Origin of the sequence: Arachidicoccus ginsenosidivorans, assembly GCF_007971385.1 — a bacterium.
GTDB classification, from domain to species: domain Bacteria; phylum Bacteroidota; class Bacteroidia; order Chitinophagales; family Chitinophagaceae; genus Arachidicoccus; species Arachidicoccus ginsenosidivorans.
Window position 1 is genome coordinate 488,790 of record NZ_CP042434.1, and the last position, 14,381, is coordinate 503,170.

The 14,381-nt window shown below is 39.4% G+C and carries 14 protein-coding genes, 1 tRNA gene and 1 pseudogene; 5 read left to right on the top strand and 11 right to left on the bottom strand.

Features of this window, described 5'->3' with window-relative positions; all coding sequences use genetic code 11:
• Positions 1-36: 36 nt before the first annotated feature.
• The gene (recD, locus tag FSB73_RS01855; protein WP_146779890.1) at positions 37-1,815 is read right to left on the bottom strand and encodes an exodeoxyribonuclease V subunit alpha; all 1,779 of its coding nucleotides are present in this window, start codon (positions 1,813-1,815) and stop codon (positions 37-39) included.
• Between the two features lie 201 nt (positions 1,816-2,016).
• Here recD and FSB73_RS01860 point away from each other — a divergent pair, with 201 nt between their 5' ends.
• Positions 2,017-2,325 carry a Dabb family protein gene (locus FSB73_RS01860; protein ID WP_146779891.1) on the top strand — a complete coding sequence of 103 codons (309 nt, stop codon included), beginning with the start codon at positions 2,017-2,019 and terminating at the stop codon, positions 2,323-2,325.
• Between the two features lie 42 nt (positions 2,326-2,367).
• Here FSB73_RS01860 and FSB73_RS01865 read toward each other — a convergent pair whose 3' ends face one another.
• Both FSB73_RS01865 and FSB73_RS01870 read right to left on the bottom strand, forming a co-directional pair.
• Positions 2,368-3,360 (bottom strand): glycoside hydrolase family protein, encoded by a 993-nt coding sequence (locus FSB73_RS01865; protein ID WP_146779892.1) that lies wholly within the window; start codon positions 3,358-3,360, stop codon positions 2,368-2,370.
• Between the two features lie 191 nt (positions 3,361-3,551).
• Positions 3,552-3,800: a helix-turn-helix domain-containing protein gene (locus FSB73_RS01870; protein WP_146779893.1), complete on the bottom strand. Its 249-nt coding sequence runs from the start codon at positions 3,798-3,800 to the stop codon at positions 3,552-3,554.
• Positions 3,801-3,837: 37 nt separating this feature from the next.
• Here FSB73_RS01870 and FSB73_RS01875 point away from each other — a divergent pair, with 37 nt between their 5' ends.
• The 3 genes from FSB73_RS01875 to FSB73_RS01885 all read left to right on the top strand — a co-directional run bounded on the left by FSB73_RS01875 (position 3,838) and on the right by FSB73_RS01885 (position 5,624).
• On the top strand, positions 3,838-4,434 hold the full coding sequence (locus FSB73_RS01875; protein WP_146779894.1) for a tyrosine-type recombinase/integrase: 597 nt from the start codon (positions 3,838-3,840) through the stop codon (positions 4,432-4,434).
• Positions 4,435-4,837: 403 nt separating this feature from the next.
• On the top strand, positions 4,838-5,125 hold the full coding sequence (locus FSB73_RS01880; RefSeq protein ID WP_146779895.1) for a type II toxin-antitoxin system TacA family antitoxin: 288 nt from the start codon (positions 4,838-4,840) through the stop codon (positions 5,123-5,125).
• Positions 5,115-5,624: a GNAT family N-acetyltransferase gene (locus FSB73_RS01885; protein WP_146779896.1), complete on the top strand. Its 510-nt coding sequence runs from the start codon at positions 5,115-5,117 to the stop codon at positions 5,622-5,624. The genes FSB73_RS01880 and FSB73_RS01885 overlap by 11 nt, the downstream gene beginning before the upstream one ends.
• On the opposite strand, the gene FSB73_RS01890 is transcribed toward FSB73_RS01885, so the two are convergent.
• The 5 genes and pseudogenes from FSB73_RS01890 to FSB73_RS01910 all read right to left on the bottom strand — a co-directional run bounded on the left by FSB73_RS01890 (position 5,607) and on the right by FSB73_RS01910 (position 8,872).
• Positions 5,607-5,912 (bottom strand): hypothetical protein, encoded by a 306-nt coding sequence (locus FSB73_RS01890; protein ID WP_146779897.1) that lies wholly within the window; start codon positions 5,910-5,912, stop codon positions 5,607-5,609. The two genes, FSB73_RS01885 and FSB73_RS01890, sit on opposite strands and share 18 nt — an antisense overlap.
• A pseudogene (locus FSB73_RS01895) lies at positions 5,905-6,054 on the bottom strand (IS3 family transposase); the annotation flags it as partial. The gene FSB73_RS01890 and the pseudogene FSB73_RS01895, both read right to left, overlap by 8 nt.
• Positions 6,055-6,222: 168 nt before the next feature.
• Complete coding sequence (locus tag FSB73_RS01900; protein WP_146779899.1) at positions 6,223-6,816, bottom strand: hypothetical protein; 594 nt, start codon at positions 6,814-6,816, stop codon at positions 6,223-6,225.
• Positions 6,817-7,092: 276 nt separating this feature from the next.
• Positions 7,093-7,166 (bottom strand) — tRNA-Arg (locus FSB73_RS01905).
• Positions 7,167-7,273: 107 nt separating this feature from the next.
• Positions 7,274-8,872, bottom strand: a complete 1,599-nt coding sequence (locus FSB73_RS01910; RefSeq protein ID WP_146779900.1) for a S41 family peptidase — start codon at positions 8,870-8,872, stop codon at positions 7,274-7,276.
• A gap of 155 nt (positions 8,873-9,027) precedes the next feature.
• Between FSB73_RS01910 and FSB73_RS01915 the strand changes: the two genes are divergently transcribed.
• Positions 9,028-9,870 (top strand): N-acetylglucosamine kinase, encoded by an 843-nt coding sequence (locus tag FSB73_RS01915; RefSeq protein WP_146779901.1) that lies wholly within the window; start codon positions 9,028-9,030, stop codon positions 9,868-9,870.
• A 95-nt stretch (positions 9,871-9,965) separates the two neighbouring features.
• Here the strand turns inward: FSB73_RS01915 and FSB73_RS01920 are convergent, their stop codons facing one another.
• From FSB73_RS01920 to rplI, 3 genes are all read right to left on the bottom strand, one after another.
• On the bottom strand, positions 9,966-11,246 hold the full coding sequence (locus tag FSB73_RS01920; protein WP_146779902.1) for a PepSY-associated TM helix domain-containing protein: 1,281 nt from the start codon (positions 11,244-11,246) through the stop codon (positions 9,966-9,968).
• 47 nt (positions 11,247-11,293) lie between these two features.
• Entirely contained in the window at positions 11,294-13,687 is a 2,394-nt protein-coding gene (locus FSB73_RS01925) for a TonB-dependent siderophore receptor (RefSeq protein ID WP_146779903.1), read from the bottom strand.
• A gap of 192 nt (positions 13,688-13,879) precedes the next feature.
• Positions 13,880-14,329, bottom strand: coding sequence for a 50S ribosomal protein L9 (rplI, locus tag FSB73_RS01930; protein WP_146779904.1), 450 nt, complete (start codon positions 14,327-14,329; stop codon positions 13,880-13,882).
• Positions 14,330-14,381 lie beyond the last annotated feature (52 nt).

The following is a 14,381-nucleotide window of genomic DNA, read 5'->3' on the forward strand; positions in this document are numbered from 1 at the left end:
TTATATAAATTATTTTAATTTGCTTTAAAACTGTCTTTATGGGTTTGCACGAAGTCTCCCTATCACACCAGACCCTCTATGAATGCCCACAGCAGCTGCTGTTAATATAGCAGCTTCACTGCCTTGAATAATAACCTGAGATCGGGCTCTCGTTACAGCTGTATAGAGTAATTCTCTTGTCATCATTTTAGTGGCCTGTTCGTTTTGTGGAAGCATAATCAACACATCTTTAAATTCTGAACCTTGGCTTTTGTGAATGGTCATGGCAAAAGCAGTCTCTACTTTGCCGACAAATCCAGGCAGCACCGATTTTAGGCTACCATCGGCCGCTTCAAACCAGGCACGCATAACCCCCTGTTCATCTTCGCGAATGATGCCAATATCTCCATTAAATAAATTTAACTGGCTGTTATTGGAAGTGACCATTATTGGGCGGTTTTGATAAAATGGCTCGAAAGGCTTAAGTCCTGCCTTTTGCCTAAGTAATCTTTCAATGCGCGCGTTCACCTGATCAACACCAAAAGCGCCTTCTCTTACTGCACAAAGCACCCTTAAATTGTTTAATTTCTGTAATGCTGAAAGAATATCCGGCTGTTCAATAAATTCTTTATAACCTCGAACAAAATGGTCAAAAACAGCCGTATCATACTTCGTGTCAATTTTTACCTGATCATCCTGATTACCAAAAAACTCCTGTATAAGCTCCGGTTGGTTATTTAATATCGCTTTGCTGAATTTACCAATGCCCTTGCCATCTGAAAACCGGTGACTAAATTGAAGTTCTACGATATGTTCAAACAATAAATGAGGGGAGTCAGTGCCGTCCGAGGCTTCGTGCAAAACAGATCCAGCGGGTAAGAGTGGGGCTATTTCCTGCAAAAATCTTTCGCTAAAGCCATTTAATGTAGGCAAGGCCTTACATAAATCGCCAAAAAGGCTACCCGCCTCTACAGAAGCCAGTTGATCCTTATCCCCCAGTAAAATCAGTTTGGTTTCTTCCCCTACTGCGTCCATGAGCTTGGCCATGAGTGCCACATCTATCATGGAGGCCTCATCAACAATGACAACATCTACGTCTAGGGGTTGCAACCGGTTATGCTTAAACTCAGGGCTGCTGTGTATGGTACCCAGCAATCTATGGATTGTAGCAGGTTGCAGCCCTTCAAAGGCCTCCCTTATAAAAGGAGCGCTATTTTTGCCAGCAGCCCGTAGAGATTCAGCCATGCGGGCAGCAGCTTTTCCAGTCGGTGCGCATAATGCGATGCGTAATTTATGATTCAACTGCAATAATAGGCTTAAGACCTTTGCTACTGTAGTTGTTTTGCCCGTCCCAGGCCCACCTGTAATAATAGAAAAATCATGCAGCACTGTTGTTATAGCCGCCATCCATTGCCACTCTACCTTTCCATTGGTCAATTCACTTCCTGGAAAAAGAGCAGCTATATCAGGCTGCAGACGTAAAAGATCTGTTAGCCGTTGCTGTAATTTGCCCCCTTCAGCATCAATAAAACCGCGAATACGGTCCAAGATCAAGGATTCATAATAGTAATAACGCTGCATATAAAGGCGGTCACCCAGCAAAATAAAAGGGGTATGCGCTCGCCCATCTGAAACCAATGGAGAAGAAGCAATAGCTTCCACCCCGGGCAAATCATCATAACCAGCCTCTTTTAATCCATCCAGATCAGCGCTTTGGGGATCCAAGCAAATATGGCCCTCTTCCAGCATTCTGGAAAGCTCAAATAAATAAGGCTCTAAGTGCTCATCTTTAAAAAATCGAGCAAATACCTGGTGAATATTATATACTGTACTCATGAGCGAAACGAACAAGGGTAATTTTAAAGGTTAAATTTAGGTAATTTGATGGCAAAATATGGACAATGTGCATAAGGTTCAACGCCAGTTTGCTTAGAAACAAGCAAATCCGCCTATTTAGGCATTAAATAAATAGAAATAAGTCGTTTTTATTTAACTTAGTCCAAATCTCATCAAACACATTAAATATTATTATCAACTATGAGCAAATTTGTACATGTCGTTAATTTCTGGCTGAAAAAAGACTTAAACGAACAGGATAAGGCCGCTTTTGTCGAAGGAGTGACCAGTCTTGGACAGATTAAAGATCTTGCAACCTTCCATATAGGCCAACCGGCCTCCACTTCCAGACCAGTAATCGACAGCAGTTATGATTATTGCCTGGTGTGCACGTTCCAAAGTCAACAAGATCACGATGCCTATCAGGTTGATCCCATCCATGACGTTTTTAGAGACGAGTGTGCCAAATATTGGGACAAGGTTTTAATTTACGATTCAGTGGGGATTTGAGCTTAAGAAATATCCTCAGGAGAAATATGGCGCTTCCCTTTATTACACAGGGTAGCGCTTTTTTAGTTGAGCTAATTCGGAGCTGGTGATGCCAAGAATGGAGCAATGCTTAGATTGCGGGGGCGGTTGCACCTTTATAGGATTAAACCGTTCAAAATCAGTTGTTTCCCAGGCGACAAAGGGCTGATGGAAAGGATCTGCATAAACATACCATTTATCTTCTTGGTTGAGCTGAATAATTTCTGGTCCTTCAATTGGTTTTACGACTTGCGGCATGTCTGTATATTGAGTTTTAATATTGCCAAAACTAAAATTGGGATCTTCCGGATTGATCGTTGGAGAATACATACATGCTACACTAAAGTTATCTTCAAGCGATCCAGGCTTATGGAAGGCGTAATAACCTGGTTTAGGGCCCTTATTTACTTTAGTTACCGTAAAATCAATATCATCTATGCCTAGATCATAATAAATCTTAGACTGGTTTGGACGAATATTTTTCCAGTCTTTGGTTTTAAGATAGAATATAGTATTATGTCCGTTATGGATACTTGCCCAAAAAACATAAAAAACGCCTTCTTTTTCTTCATAGTACCACTCAGGAGCCCAGGCCCGCTTTTTTTCATCTGATACCACTTGAATCGGTCCACCTACCCAATCTAACAGATCATCTGACTCATAATGATGTATTACTGGAAAATCCCAACCTTTTGTATGCACTAAATGAAATTTACCATTTGCCTTGCCAATAAAAGGATCTCGAAGATTGACCGAAGTCTCCAAAACGGGGTTACCCTTATTTAGCGGAGTCCATGAAAGGCAATTTTCACTGAAAGCATAGAAAAGCTGCTGTTTGCTTGACTTGAAATAGGCCATCAGATAAGCAGTTGGCGTACCTGATAAGTCGTCCTTGGAATCAGGCAACCTGGCCCCGACATTATTAACTTTAAAAAGGCCGCTACAGAGGGCAGGGCCAGAAATCATACCCATGGCTGTACCTAAATCCAATAACTTAAGTGCCTGTTTTCGATTCATGCCAGCGGATTTTGAAATTAGTTGTGGTAACGAAGTTCATTTAAAATTAATGTTTGACCAAGTGATCTTTGATCACTTCTTTGCTAGCTCAATTAGTTGCTTGTTATTGTAGCATTCCACACACTTAGATTTCAAACTTTATTACTGGTATACGAGTAAGTGAAAGCCAGCCACACAGTTATCCTTTTAAATTACTCATCAGTAGGGAATTTAAATCCCAATATAGTTTTGTCTGAAAGCTTATAAGCTTTTGCAAGTTCAATCAATGTGCTGAATTGAATATCAACCTCTCCCTTTTCTATCTTAGCCAATTTGCTGTTATCAAGATTTGACGAATAAGAAAACTGCAAGAGATTCTTTTCTTTCAATATCTTTTCTCTCCTAGTTTTCAAATAAATCCCGAACTCCGTTAAAAATTTAAGTTTTTGTTCCTTTTGCATCAGTTTATAAAGATGCATACAGTCACAAGCTGATCAGGTGACCGATTATTTGTACCTAAAGAAAAAATCCAAGAACGTCTCCAAGACTTTTTTTATTTTAACCGTCCATGCACTGCGTGCCGCTTGCAAAGTTTATGACCTTCCTTATGAGCATTTCAAATTGCCAAAGCTTCCAAATGCAAAAAAATTACCAGTCGTGCTGAATATGAAGGAAGCCAAGGCCCTGCTTATTGCAGTCGCTCATTACAACAAGGTATATGCCTTAATAATCGCCTTAATGCTTGACTGCGGTTTACGTATCAGCGAAGTTCCTGCCTTGGAAGTTGGTGATATTGACTTTGAACGCTCCAGGCTTCATGTACGAGAAAGTAAGCGAAACAAGGATCGGTGCATTCCTACCAGCAAAGGAGTCCTTGGAAAATTAAAGACACACCTTGATTACTGGAGCCCCCAAAAATTTGTATTTGAAGATCTTAAATGTTCAGGTCGTGCTATTCCTATTGCAGGAATCAACCAGGTGCTTAAGGCAGACGTTAAGGCTGCTGGGATCACTAAAAATGTCAAGGGGGATCTTGTGTTTACTACTCATACCAGCCGTAAAAATATATTTTTTTACGGATCTACAATGCAATAACCATCTATGTTTTAGCTAGCCGCGAAATTGCTGTGAAAATATTCTGCGTAGATATAATCCGCATAAAATGATACCGTTTCCGGTGCTTTTGTATCCTTTAAAAATTAAACTTAGCATAAAAACGATTTTTTCTACTGATAATCACTCGGTTATAATTTAGTAATTTGTAATTTTCCAAAAACCGGTTATAAACATCAAACTAATCCCATTAATTTTTGGCTTGGGATTTCACTGATTGCTACATTTATATTTGCTTGAACTAGAATTTAAAATTTATCTAATCAGCTGATTTATATTTATTTATGATAATTACAATTATGGCAAAATGATTTTTTCGAAAGATTTATACCTAAAGTACGGTTATTTACCGTACATTTGTATTATAATCTAAAAATGGAATATTATGAGTGTGGCGATAAACGATAGAATAGATATCAGGATTAGCAAAGACCAGAAAGAGCTAATTCAATATGCTTCCTCCCTTATGGGATTTAAGAGTGTATCTGAGTTTATTATTTCCTGTGTCAGCCGTGAAGCAAAAGAGATAGTTGCCGATAACAATCAAATATTAAAGAGTATTGAGGATAAAAGGATATTCGTGAATGCCATGATAAATCCTCCTGCACCCAATGCAGCCTTGAAAAAAGCTTATAAAAACTACAAAAAATTCAAAGAAACTAATGGGGCTTAAGATTGAAGATCTTCAAAAGAAGCACAACAGAAAAGATTTCAGTTGCGGCAAAATTCTTTTGGATACATATATTAATAAACAGGCAAGCCAGGACGTAAAGCGTAATCTTTCTACCTGTTTTGTGCTAGTCGAGGATACGGATCATATTGTAAAAGGCTACTTCACGCTTTCTTCCGGTTCTATCAGGCGACAAGATATCCCTGAAGACCTTGCCAAAAAGTTGCCATGGGGATATGAAGACATGCCAACCGCTCTTTTGGGACGCCTGGCGATTGATAATAGCTTAAAAGGTCAGCGATGGGGTGAAAGGCTTTTGCTAGAAGCATTGGAGCGCTGCCTGGGCATTTCTGAAATGATTGGAACACTGGCTGTTGTTGTTGATCCAATCGATGACGAAGCACAGAATTTCTATAAAAAGTATGGATTTATTCTCCTGCCGACTTCGGGAAAAATGTTCTTGCCTATCAAAACGATAAAAGACTTATATAAATATAAATAAGAGGCTGAAGCCGCCTATTAGCCATTCAATATCACAAATTCGCAATTTGCTGCGTTTGAGGCGGATATATTGTAATGGCCAATACTTAATCTGACAAGATAGTTTTTTTTTAAGGCATTGGCGATAAAATGAATTTGGAGAAGAAGCGGCCGTTTTTTCAGCCGCTTTTTCATTTCCATCGGTCAGCGTATTCCTGGCGGTTTGCTCCTCAGCAAGGATCGCTTCAGCTGACACATTAAAGGTAACGGATTGTCCGAAAAAATTAATCAGATCTTTGGATTTAGCCAATTCTTTGCTTTTCCTCCCAAGTTTGCATTGGAGTTTTTCCATAACAATATCGTCCGCTGTGGGTACGTTCTTTGTTATAGAAATTTATCCAAAGATCAACGTCTGCTTGCATTTCTTCAATGGATTGATAGATCTTTTTTCTTGCTAGTGAATAATTGCATGCAATTTGACAGAATGGCAATTTAAAAACAGGCGGATTAGGGCATTCGTCCTAAAAATCTTAAAAATTAAAAAGGGCTTGACAATTAGAAGCATTTAACCTGCAGAAAAATCCTCTATTTCTATAGCTTTAATAAGGTTGAGAACCTTCTTAAAGTTGTATTCCATATAAAAAAACAAAATCATAATCTTTACCCGCTTGGTTGTTGGTATATTGACCAAAGCTTCTGAAAAGATCTTTGAAGGTAAATCCGGATTTGAAATACCCTTTATTTTGAAACATATGAACCATTGCCGCTATTTCCGCATTTAGCCCTGTTTGGTTATTTCCCTTTTTCGTCTTTTCGATTGTTTTAAAAATGTTATGAGGGAGATTTGCTTCAATAATTTTGGATTCAATATAATCCAATGTATTTTCTACGGTCCCACAAACAGGGTTAACCATCTCTAAAAACAATGAATCATTATTGCCTGAATCCGCTTGCTCTTTAATTTCCGCTTTAATAAATCCAGATACAGAAGTCAGGTCCTCTTTTGTATGCTTTTCAACATCGATAGATTTCAATGCCAAATCCAATGCCATATTAAATGGTGTATTCTCTGTAGGAATATCAGGATTCAGGGTCTCTTCAATAAACTGCTGATTAGTGATAGGATTATAACCAGATTCAAGAAGTTCAAGTTCATTGGCTAAAAGGTATTTTGTTGCCGTTATTCGTTCAGAGAGAGACTCCAGATCATTCATACTTCTTTTTTGATCTGTCTGACCTTGCCAGTATTATCATCATAAAACCTATATACAATATACCATTCTGATTTTAAATTCGACTTGGCAATTTTCCCCTTTGTTGTCTTCCAATTTTTTGGAACAACAGACATTTTGCCTATGCGGCAATTGTTTGGCAATAATTTCATTCTACTTCGCTTTTTTGTGACTGTTTTTGTGACTGTCAAGCGAAATACCAGGAAAGTAGAAAAAGAAAAAAGCCTTGAAAGTCTTACCAATCAAGGCTTTGAAGAGTGACCGCGTCAGGATTCAAACCTGAAACCTTCTGATCCGTAGTCAGATGCTCTATTCAGTTGAGCTACGCAGCCGTCCTATAAAGGAGTGCAAAAATAAGAAATAAAAAGAAACTTCCAAATCATTTTCCAAAAAACCAGCAAAAATATTTAAGGTATCTCACTGATTTGCAACTAGCCTACTATTTGGCCTGATTTATTACCTGAAGCCCTTTTGTGACAATATTATCATAATGATTATTGATCTCAAAGTAACCCTGTGGACCAAACATATCCTTGGCTAAAAAAGCCTTGAATTTTTCCAATATATTTTCCTTGGCAACAGGTTGAATTGAATCCATATGGATGGAATCTGTTAAGGCAAATTCGCTCAATTCATCCCAGATTTCATTTTTAGGTAAAGAATAATCAAATAATGCATTGGAACTGGTCAAACTATCTAGTGGCGCCCTGTTGTGCATATAATACAAGAAGGTAAACCGGGTTAAAGTCCCTTTTAGGAATAGATCCAGTGCACTAGGGGGCAATTTTGTCGTATCGTAAGCGACCAGGTCATCAGGTGTTATACCGCCGCCACCATAAACCGTATTGCCTTTTGGTGTTTTATATGCCTTTCCGGTAGGAGAAGATGTATCTCCAAGTACTGTTTGTCCGCTGTGAACTCTTTTGGTCAGTTCTCTTTGATATTCAACAGTATTTTCATCATAGGGCTTTTGGATATTTCTGCCAAGCGGTGTAAAATATTTGGCCACTGTAAGCCGCATCGCACCACCATTGGTCAAATTAAACTGATCTTGTACCAGTCCCTTACCAAAGGTCCTTCTGCCAATAATGGTCGCCCGGTCCCAATCCTGCAGGGCTCCGGCCAGCACTTCGCTGGCTGAAGCAGTCGTTTCGTCCACCAGGACTGCCAGTTTTAAATCCTTATACAAACCATCCCTTTTACACCGATACTCCTTTTTACCAACCTTATCACCATCGGTATATACAATTAATTGCTGATCTGCTAAAAACTCATTGGCAATTTCAGTTGCTGCAGTCAGAACCCCACCACTATTGCCTCTCAGGTCAATCAACAATTGCTGCATGCCTGCCTTTTTCAGCTTTTCCAAGGCCAGCATAAATTCTCTATATGTTGTTTCAGAAAACTGATTAAGTTTCACATATCCTGTCTTTGGATCCAGCATATAAGCTGCATCCACCGAGAAAATAGGAATCATCGCCTTATGTAAGGTAGTCGTAAATTCTTTATGATTACGTTTAATTAATACTTTAAAGCTTTTACCCACTACTTTTTCCAATATATTCACCACCCCTAAATCAGAACGCCCAGGTCCGGACATCTGAATTGTATCATTAAAACGTAAAAACTGGTCTCCTATTTTTACACCCGCCTTATCTGCAGGGCTTCCTGTAACCACATTCGTAATGGCTACTGTATCCTGAATCACCTCAAATCCAATACCGATACCCACAAAACTACCTCTAACCTTATCATTGATCTCTTTTAACTGTTGTGCACTGATATATATGGAAAAGGGATCGAGCTGGCTCAAAAGCGCATTAATGGCTTTCATTTCAAGACTATCTTTATCAGTACCTTTCACATACATTTTATCAATAATACGAACAACTTCACCTATCGCAGTATTATGAGGGTTTGCAATAAAACTATCCGGACCTATGGTATCTTTTCTTAATTTATAGCCGATTACCATTCCCAGTACAATCATAATAGATAACAGGAAGGGCAACCAGAGTTTAAGGTTCGTTTTTTTCATGGATTCACTTCTAATTTTATTGCCGTGCGAAGTTCCTATTTTTTGATGACAATAAGTTCTAAAAATTATTTAGAAAATTAACATTCAAATAATCTGTAAAACGCTCAAAATATCATTAACTTAGAATTACAAACGTATTTACAAAATCCTATTATATGGCTGTCAAACTTATTGCAGATAATGGAAGCTCAAAATGTAGCTGGCTACTCCTGGAAAACGGCCATCCCCGAAAATTTTCCACTGAAGGATTAAGTCCTTATTTTAACAGTAAAGAGGAGATTCAAATAATTTTACAAAATAATGTAATATCTAAAATAAACAATATCAGCATAAATGAAGTCCATTTTTATGGAACGGGGCTGGCAGATAGTAACTACAAAAAAATGATGGCGGGTATTCTAAAGCAATCTTTCCCTGATGCCGCCTGCACAATTGCCACGGATCTGGTAGGTGCAGCGCACGCCACCTGCGGCTCCCAGGCTGGCATTATATCTATTTTGGGCACTGGTAGTGGTTGCGCCTATTATAATGGTAAGGACATCCAAAAATTACAAAATGGCCTGGGCTTTATTCTAGGCGACGAGGGCAGTGGTACCTATCTAGGCAAAAAAGTCATTCAATATTATCTGTATAATACATTTGATGACGAGCTGCTACACCGTTACAAACTAAATTATGAGACTGACAGAGATGTTATTATCCAGGCAGTCTACCGGGGAGAGCGCCCCAATAAGTACTTGGCTGGATTTTCCAGATTTTTATCGGAAAACAGAGGGCATTATATGGTTGAAAACATCCTAGAAGACGGCCTTAATGATTTTATTAACCAGCATATTTACAAATTTACAGAAGCCTGGACTTCTCCTTTGCACTTTGTGGGCAGTATAGCCTATGCCTATAAAGATGTCCTGCAGGAGCTCTGTAACAATTATGAACTTGAACTTGGCACCGTCATGAAAGAACCAATTGATGGACTGGCTACCTATTATGCTGGATAGAAAAATGATTCAATGGTATGGTTAAAATAACAATCAGTTACTTACCTACTTACTTACTTACTTACTTACTTACTTACTTACTTAAGGCAATATTTTTATTGCTCCAGTAGTTCAGGCTTTTCCCCGAACGCTGGTGTGTTAGATGGCTGCAAAACGCCATTTTTTTGTGCCTGGTATCTATTCCAGGTTTTAAGCTGTTTTTTGTATTTTTTCTTTTGCTTTCTTTTCTTACCCCACCAGATATAAAATCCGGTTATGGGAAGAGAGGCGCAAACAAGACTCACCAAAAAAGCAATAATCTTTCCTGCCAGGCCACCAATCGCCCCTACATGAATATCATAATTCATGGCGATAATCTTGGCCCCTAAATTCTGTTTTTTAAACAGCACATCCCCTAGCCTTTTGCCTGTTCCCTGATCAAAATACAGGGTATTGGCATCATAATAAGTCCCTTCATGACCATAGGCAGAGAAACCGATCGCCGCCGATTTCCCGGCAACTGTACTGGTCGCATAACGTTTAGCCTCGGGATAGACTTGCTTAATTTGCTGAAATGCATAATCAACCGGACTTGTCAACGCCACTACTGCCGTCGTATCTGAATTAAAAGTGGGATAGGTGATGGGTTTTGTGCTTAAAGTAGCGGTTGCGTATACGGCCTTATTAAACCACTGAAAGGCCCAGACCAGGCCCGTAAGTCCTAAAATCAGTGCGATGATAAAAGTATAAAAACCCAATACATTGTGCAGGTCATAGTTCAGTCTTTTAAATTTCGCCTTCCAGCGAACTTTAAAACTATTGTCTCTATTTTTTTTGTTCCACTTTTTAGGCCACCACATGATAAGACCCGTAATAAGTAAAATCACAAATATAAAAGTAGACCAACCGACAATTCGTTGACCAATGGCATCATTTAGATAAAGACTCCAGTGAATGCCTTTTACAATCATAAAGAAGTCTTTTTTATAATTGACTTCACCTGTTATGGCACCTGTGTAAGGATTCAGGAAAACGGATTTATACACCTTCATCGTCCCACCATAGGTCAGCGCGTCAGGATCACCGGGCACATAACTCATAAATTCCCAGCTTCTTTCGGGGCTGGTATAAGTCGTTGTAAAGGTTAACGGTGCGTCACTACCCAGGGCTTTCGCTGCCTTTGCCTGTAAGGTACTGAGCGGTAAGACCTGCTGATGATTTGCGGGCGGATTGACATATAATACATCATGCCTTGTAATGCTGGAAATTTCTTCCTGGAAGACAAACAAACAACCTGTAATGCTGACAATCACCACGATGATACCAGACACCAAACCCAGCCACAAATGTAGCCAGGTGATGATGTTATTGATCTTCGATTTCTTATTGATCGGCATTACAGGTTATTTAATCTTCTAATATATTACATTTTCTTTATTCTAACCTAAAAACGATAGGAAATACCTAGTTTAAAATTTCTGGGAGCTTCTGCCTGATAGTAATAGAAGTTGGCATAAGGCGCACCAGAATACAGATATCTGTTCAGTAAATTATTTACATTCAGATTAACGGTCATCTTCTCTCCTTTCCAGAAGAGCCCGCCGTCCATCCTGAAATAATCGGGCAAGCCCTTCTGGTTGGCAGAAGCCCAGCTCCAGGTTGAACGATCTCCCAAAAATGTATAACCAGCCGATACGCCAAAGCCCTGTAAGGCACCACCACTAAGTGTATAGGTTAACCAGCCATTAGACACATGTTTAGAAAACCCGGTCACTTTCTGACCCACATTTGCAGGATCAATATCTTTGGTCACTTTGGAATCGGTATAAGCATAGTTCAAAATAACATTCAGGCCTTTTACGATTTCTCCATGAATATCCAGTTCAATTCCCTGGGTTCTGGTCTGGCCGATCTGCAAAGAATATTTCAGGTCCTGATTACCGCCACTGGTGTCCGGATCTGTTACCAACGCTCCGTTTTTAATGATTCTATAGGCAGAAAGCGTTGTATTCCAACGGCCTCCAAACCAATCCCTTTTAACCCCAAATTCTATATTGTTACCAGTCAAGGGTTTAGGAGATTTATTCCCTCTAAGCAAACCTGATTGTGGCATAAAGGACTGATCATATAATGCATAGACAGAGGTATTTGGATCAAAGGAATAACTAAGTCCCACTCTTGGTGTCACTTTTTTGGCATTATAAGAAGTCCCATAATCATTTTGGGTTACATAGGTATAACGACCGGCAAGTGTCAGCCGCAGGGCATTATCAAAGAAGCCTAATTCATCCTGCAAGTAAAGTCCCGTATAAGACTGGCTGGTATAGGTTCCGGCAGCTGCTGCTCTTTGCATTAAATCGATGGAACGGTCAAAAACAGGTAATCCGTTAATCGGTGTATTATTACCTGGATTATAGATATTGAAGGGGTCTTTTTCAGTGTCCAGCTCTTGATTTTGTCCCCAGTCATAATAATTATCTTTATCCCCCATATCCAGACCAATTAAAAACCTGTGCTGTATGCCTCCCGTCTGGGCTTTTCCATTTAAAAAGGCCTGGCCAAATTTTTGACGAATAATCGCATCACTTAAGGCAATGGCCCTGATCATATTGCCATCAGCATCCAAAGAGCTGGGCCAAAGATCAGATGCCGTCTTATTCATATTCATATAAGATCCTTGTACAGTCAATTTCCAGTTAGGGTTGAACTGGTGATGCAAATACAAGGTCACATTATTATCATTGAAGATATTGGGTTTAATACCCGCAAATGCTGTTGTAAAATCAACAGGCAAATCTGCATAGCCTTTTGGAGAATACACATATGCAGCTCCCCCATCCTGCATCCTGGCGTATTGATACAAATATTCAAGGGTAATATCTGTTTTATCGTCCACTAAATATTTAATGACAGGAGAAACGGTAATACGGTCATTGTATCCATATTTCTGGAATGAACCAGAAGACTGTCCCATTATATTGAAGCGGTACTGCAATTTATTGTTTTTATCCAGTTTGCCATCCAGATCGATCGCTCCTCTGTAAAAATCATAACTTCCCAGCATAATGGAAGCTTCCCCTTTTGTAACACCGGTCGGTTTTTTGGTTACGATATTAAAAATCCCGCTGGGTTCACCATTGCTCATCATAAAGCCGGCTGGTCCTTTTACAAATTCAATCCGATCGACGACAGCCATATCAGCCGTTAAAGGCCCCCAGGTGGAAGTCACATTCATACCGTTTCTGAATTCAGAAGCTCTGGATCCACGCATATTGATTCTGGTGTAATCGGCCCAGTGCTCCAGTTTGGTCGCACCACTTACGTTTCTGATGGCTCCCTGATCAAATTGCGTAATTCCCTGATCAGCAAGTGCAACAGAGCTGATTTCCTGAATATTTTGTGGAACTTCCAGCAGCGGCTCATCTAAACGAAGTGTAGCTGAGCTATGATTGATTTTATAAGAATTACGTTTCGCATATACAATTACATCTTTTAGTTCATTTTGTGTCAAATTCAGATGTAAGGTTATATGTGCCGTCTTATTCTTTTCAACAGTAACTTCCCCTCTGACAGGTGTATATCCAACATAGGTAGCAACTACCGAATAAGTACCGGCCAGTACTTTAAAGCTGAATTCTCCTGCATCATCGGCTAAAGTATGGAGATTCGTATTTTCAATTGAAACAGAAACGCCTGCTGCCTTGGCTCCGTCACTGGTCAAGACGACTCCCTCAATAGTACCTTTTTTCGCGTCATCGTCATCATCACCTTCTCTGCCATGGGCCATTGCATATATACCCAGACAAGACATCACTAGTATTAATAAGAGCTTTTTCATCAATTTTGTTTAACGTATAGAAATGATTGATTTGAGGGTGCAAAATTACACAGGCCTCGCTCAAAGCATTTACGCAATCGGGAAAAACATTTGTGCAATCGGCAATTTTAAACGAAAACTTCGTTAAAGTCCTTTAAATAAAAAACCCACCCTGAAAACTCAGAGCGGGCAAAAAAAAAATATGCGATGGGATTATTCACCCACTACCTCGAAGCTAACCTCTGTGGCATTGCCATTACCAAAGTCAATATTGGCTTTGTAGGTTCCCAGTTCTTTAACTTCTTCAGCGATAGTGATGTGCTTACGGTCAATATCATAACCTTTTTGCTCACGGATAGCGCGGGCAATCTGTAAAGTTGTGACACTACCAAAGATTTTACCAGAAGTACCTGTTTTAGCGCCCAGTTTCAATACTGGTTCAGCCTGTAATACTTCGATAACCTTGTTGAGTTCAGCCAGCATTGCTGCTGCTTTCTTGGATTTAACTTTTAAACGCTCATTGAGCTGTTTTAAGTTAGAAGAGCTAGCTTCTACTGCAAACTTCTGAGGAATCAGATAGTTACGAGCATAACCGTTTTTAACGGTAACCAACTCATCCGGTGCACCCAGATTATCAACATCCTTGATTAAAATAACTTGCATTTTGCTTTGTGTTTAGTTCCATAACCCAGTTTGGAAACTGTCTTCCTTTAAA

Coding starts and splice junctions, on each gene's coding strand:
- recD (WP_146779890.1), bottom strand. CDS start 1,815: ATGAGTACAGTATATAATATTCACCAGGTATTTGCTCGATTTTTTAAA.
- FSB73_RS01860 (WP_146779891.1), top strand. CDS start 2,017: ATGAGCAAATTTGTACATGTCGTTAATTTCTGGCTGAAAAAAGACTTA.
- FSB73_RS01865 (WP_146779892.1), bottom strand. CDS start 3,360: ATGAATCGAAAACAGGCACTTAAGTTATTGGATTTAGGTACAGCCATG.
- FSB73_RS01870 (WP_146779893.1), bottom strand. CDS start 3,800: ATGCAAAAGGAACAAAAACTTAAATTTTTAACGGAGTTCGGGATTTAT.
- FSB73_RS01880 (WP_146779895.1), top strand. CDS start 4,838: ATGAGTGTGGCGATAAACGATAGAATAGATATCAGGATTAGCAAAGAC.
- FSB73_RS01885 (WP_146779896.1), top strand. CDS start 5,115: ATGGGGCTTAAGATTGAAGATCTTCAAAAGAAGCACAACAGAAAAGAT.
- FSB73_RS01900 (WP_146779899.1), bottom strand. CDS start 6,816: ATGAATGATCTGGAGTCTCTCTCTGAACGAATAACGGCAACAAAATAC.
- FSB73_RS01910 (WP_146779900.1), bottom strand. CDS start 8,872: ATGAAAAAAACGAACCTTAAACTCTGGTTGCCCTTCCTGTTATCTATT.
- FSB73_RS01915 (WP_146779901.1), top strand. CDS start 9,028: ATGGCTGTCAAACTTATTGCAGATAATGGAAGCTCAAAATGTAGCTGG.
- FSB73_RS01920 (WP_146779902.1), bottom strand. CDS start 11,246: ATGCCGATCAATAAGAAATCGAAGATCAATAACATCATCACCTGGCTA.
- FSB73_RS01925 (WP_146779903.1), bottom strand. CDS start 13,687: ATGAAAAAGCTCTTATTAATACTAGTGATGTCTTGTCTGGGTATATAT.
- rplI (WP_146779904.1), bottom strand. CDS start 14,329: ATGCAAGTTATTTTAATCAAGGATGTTGATAATCTGGGTGCACCGGAT.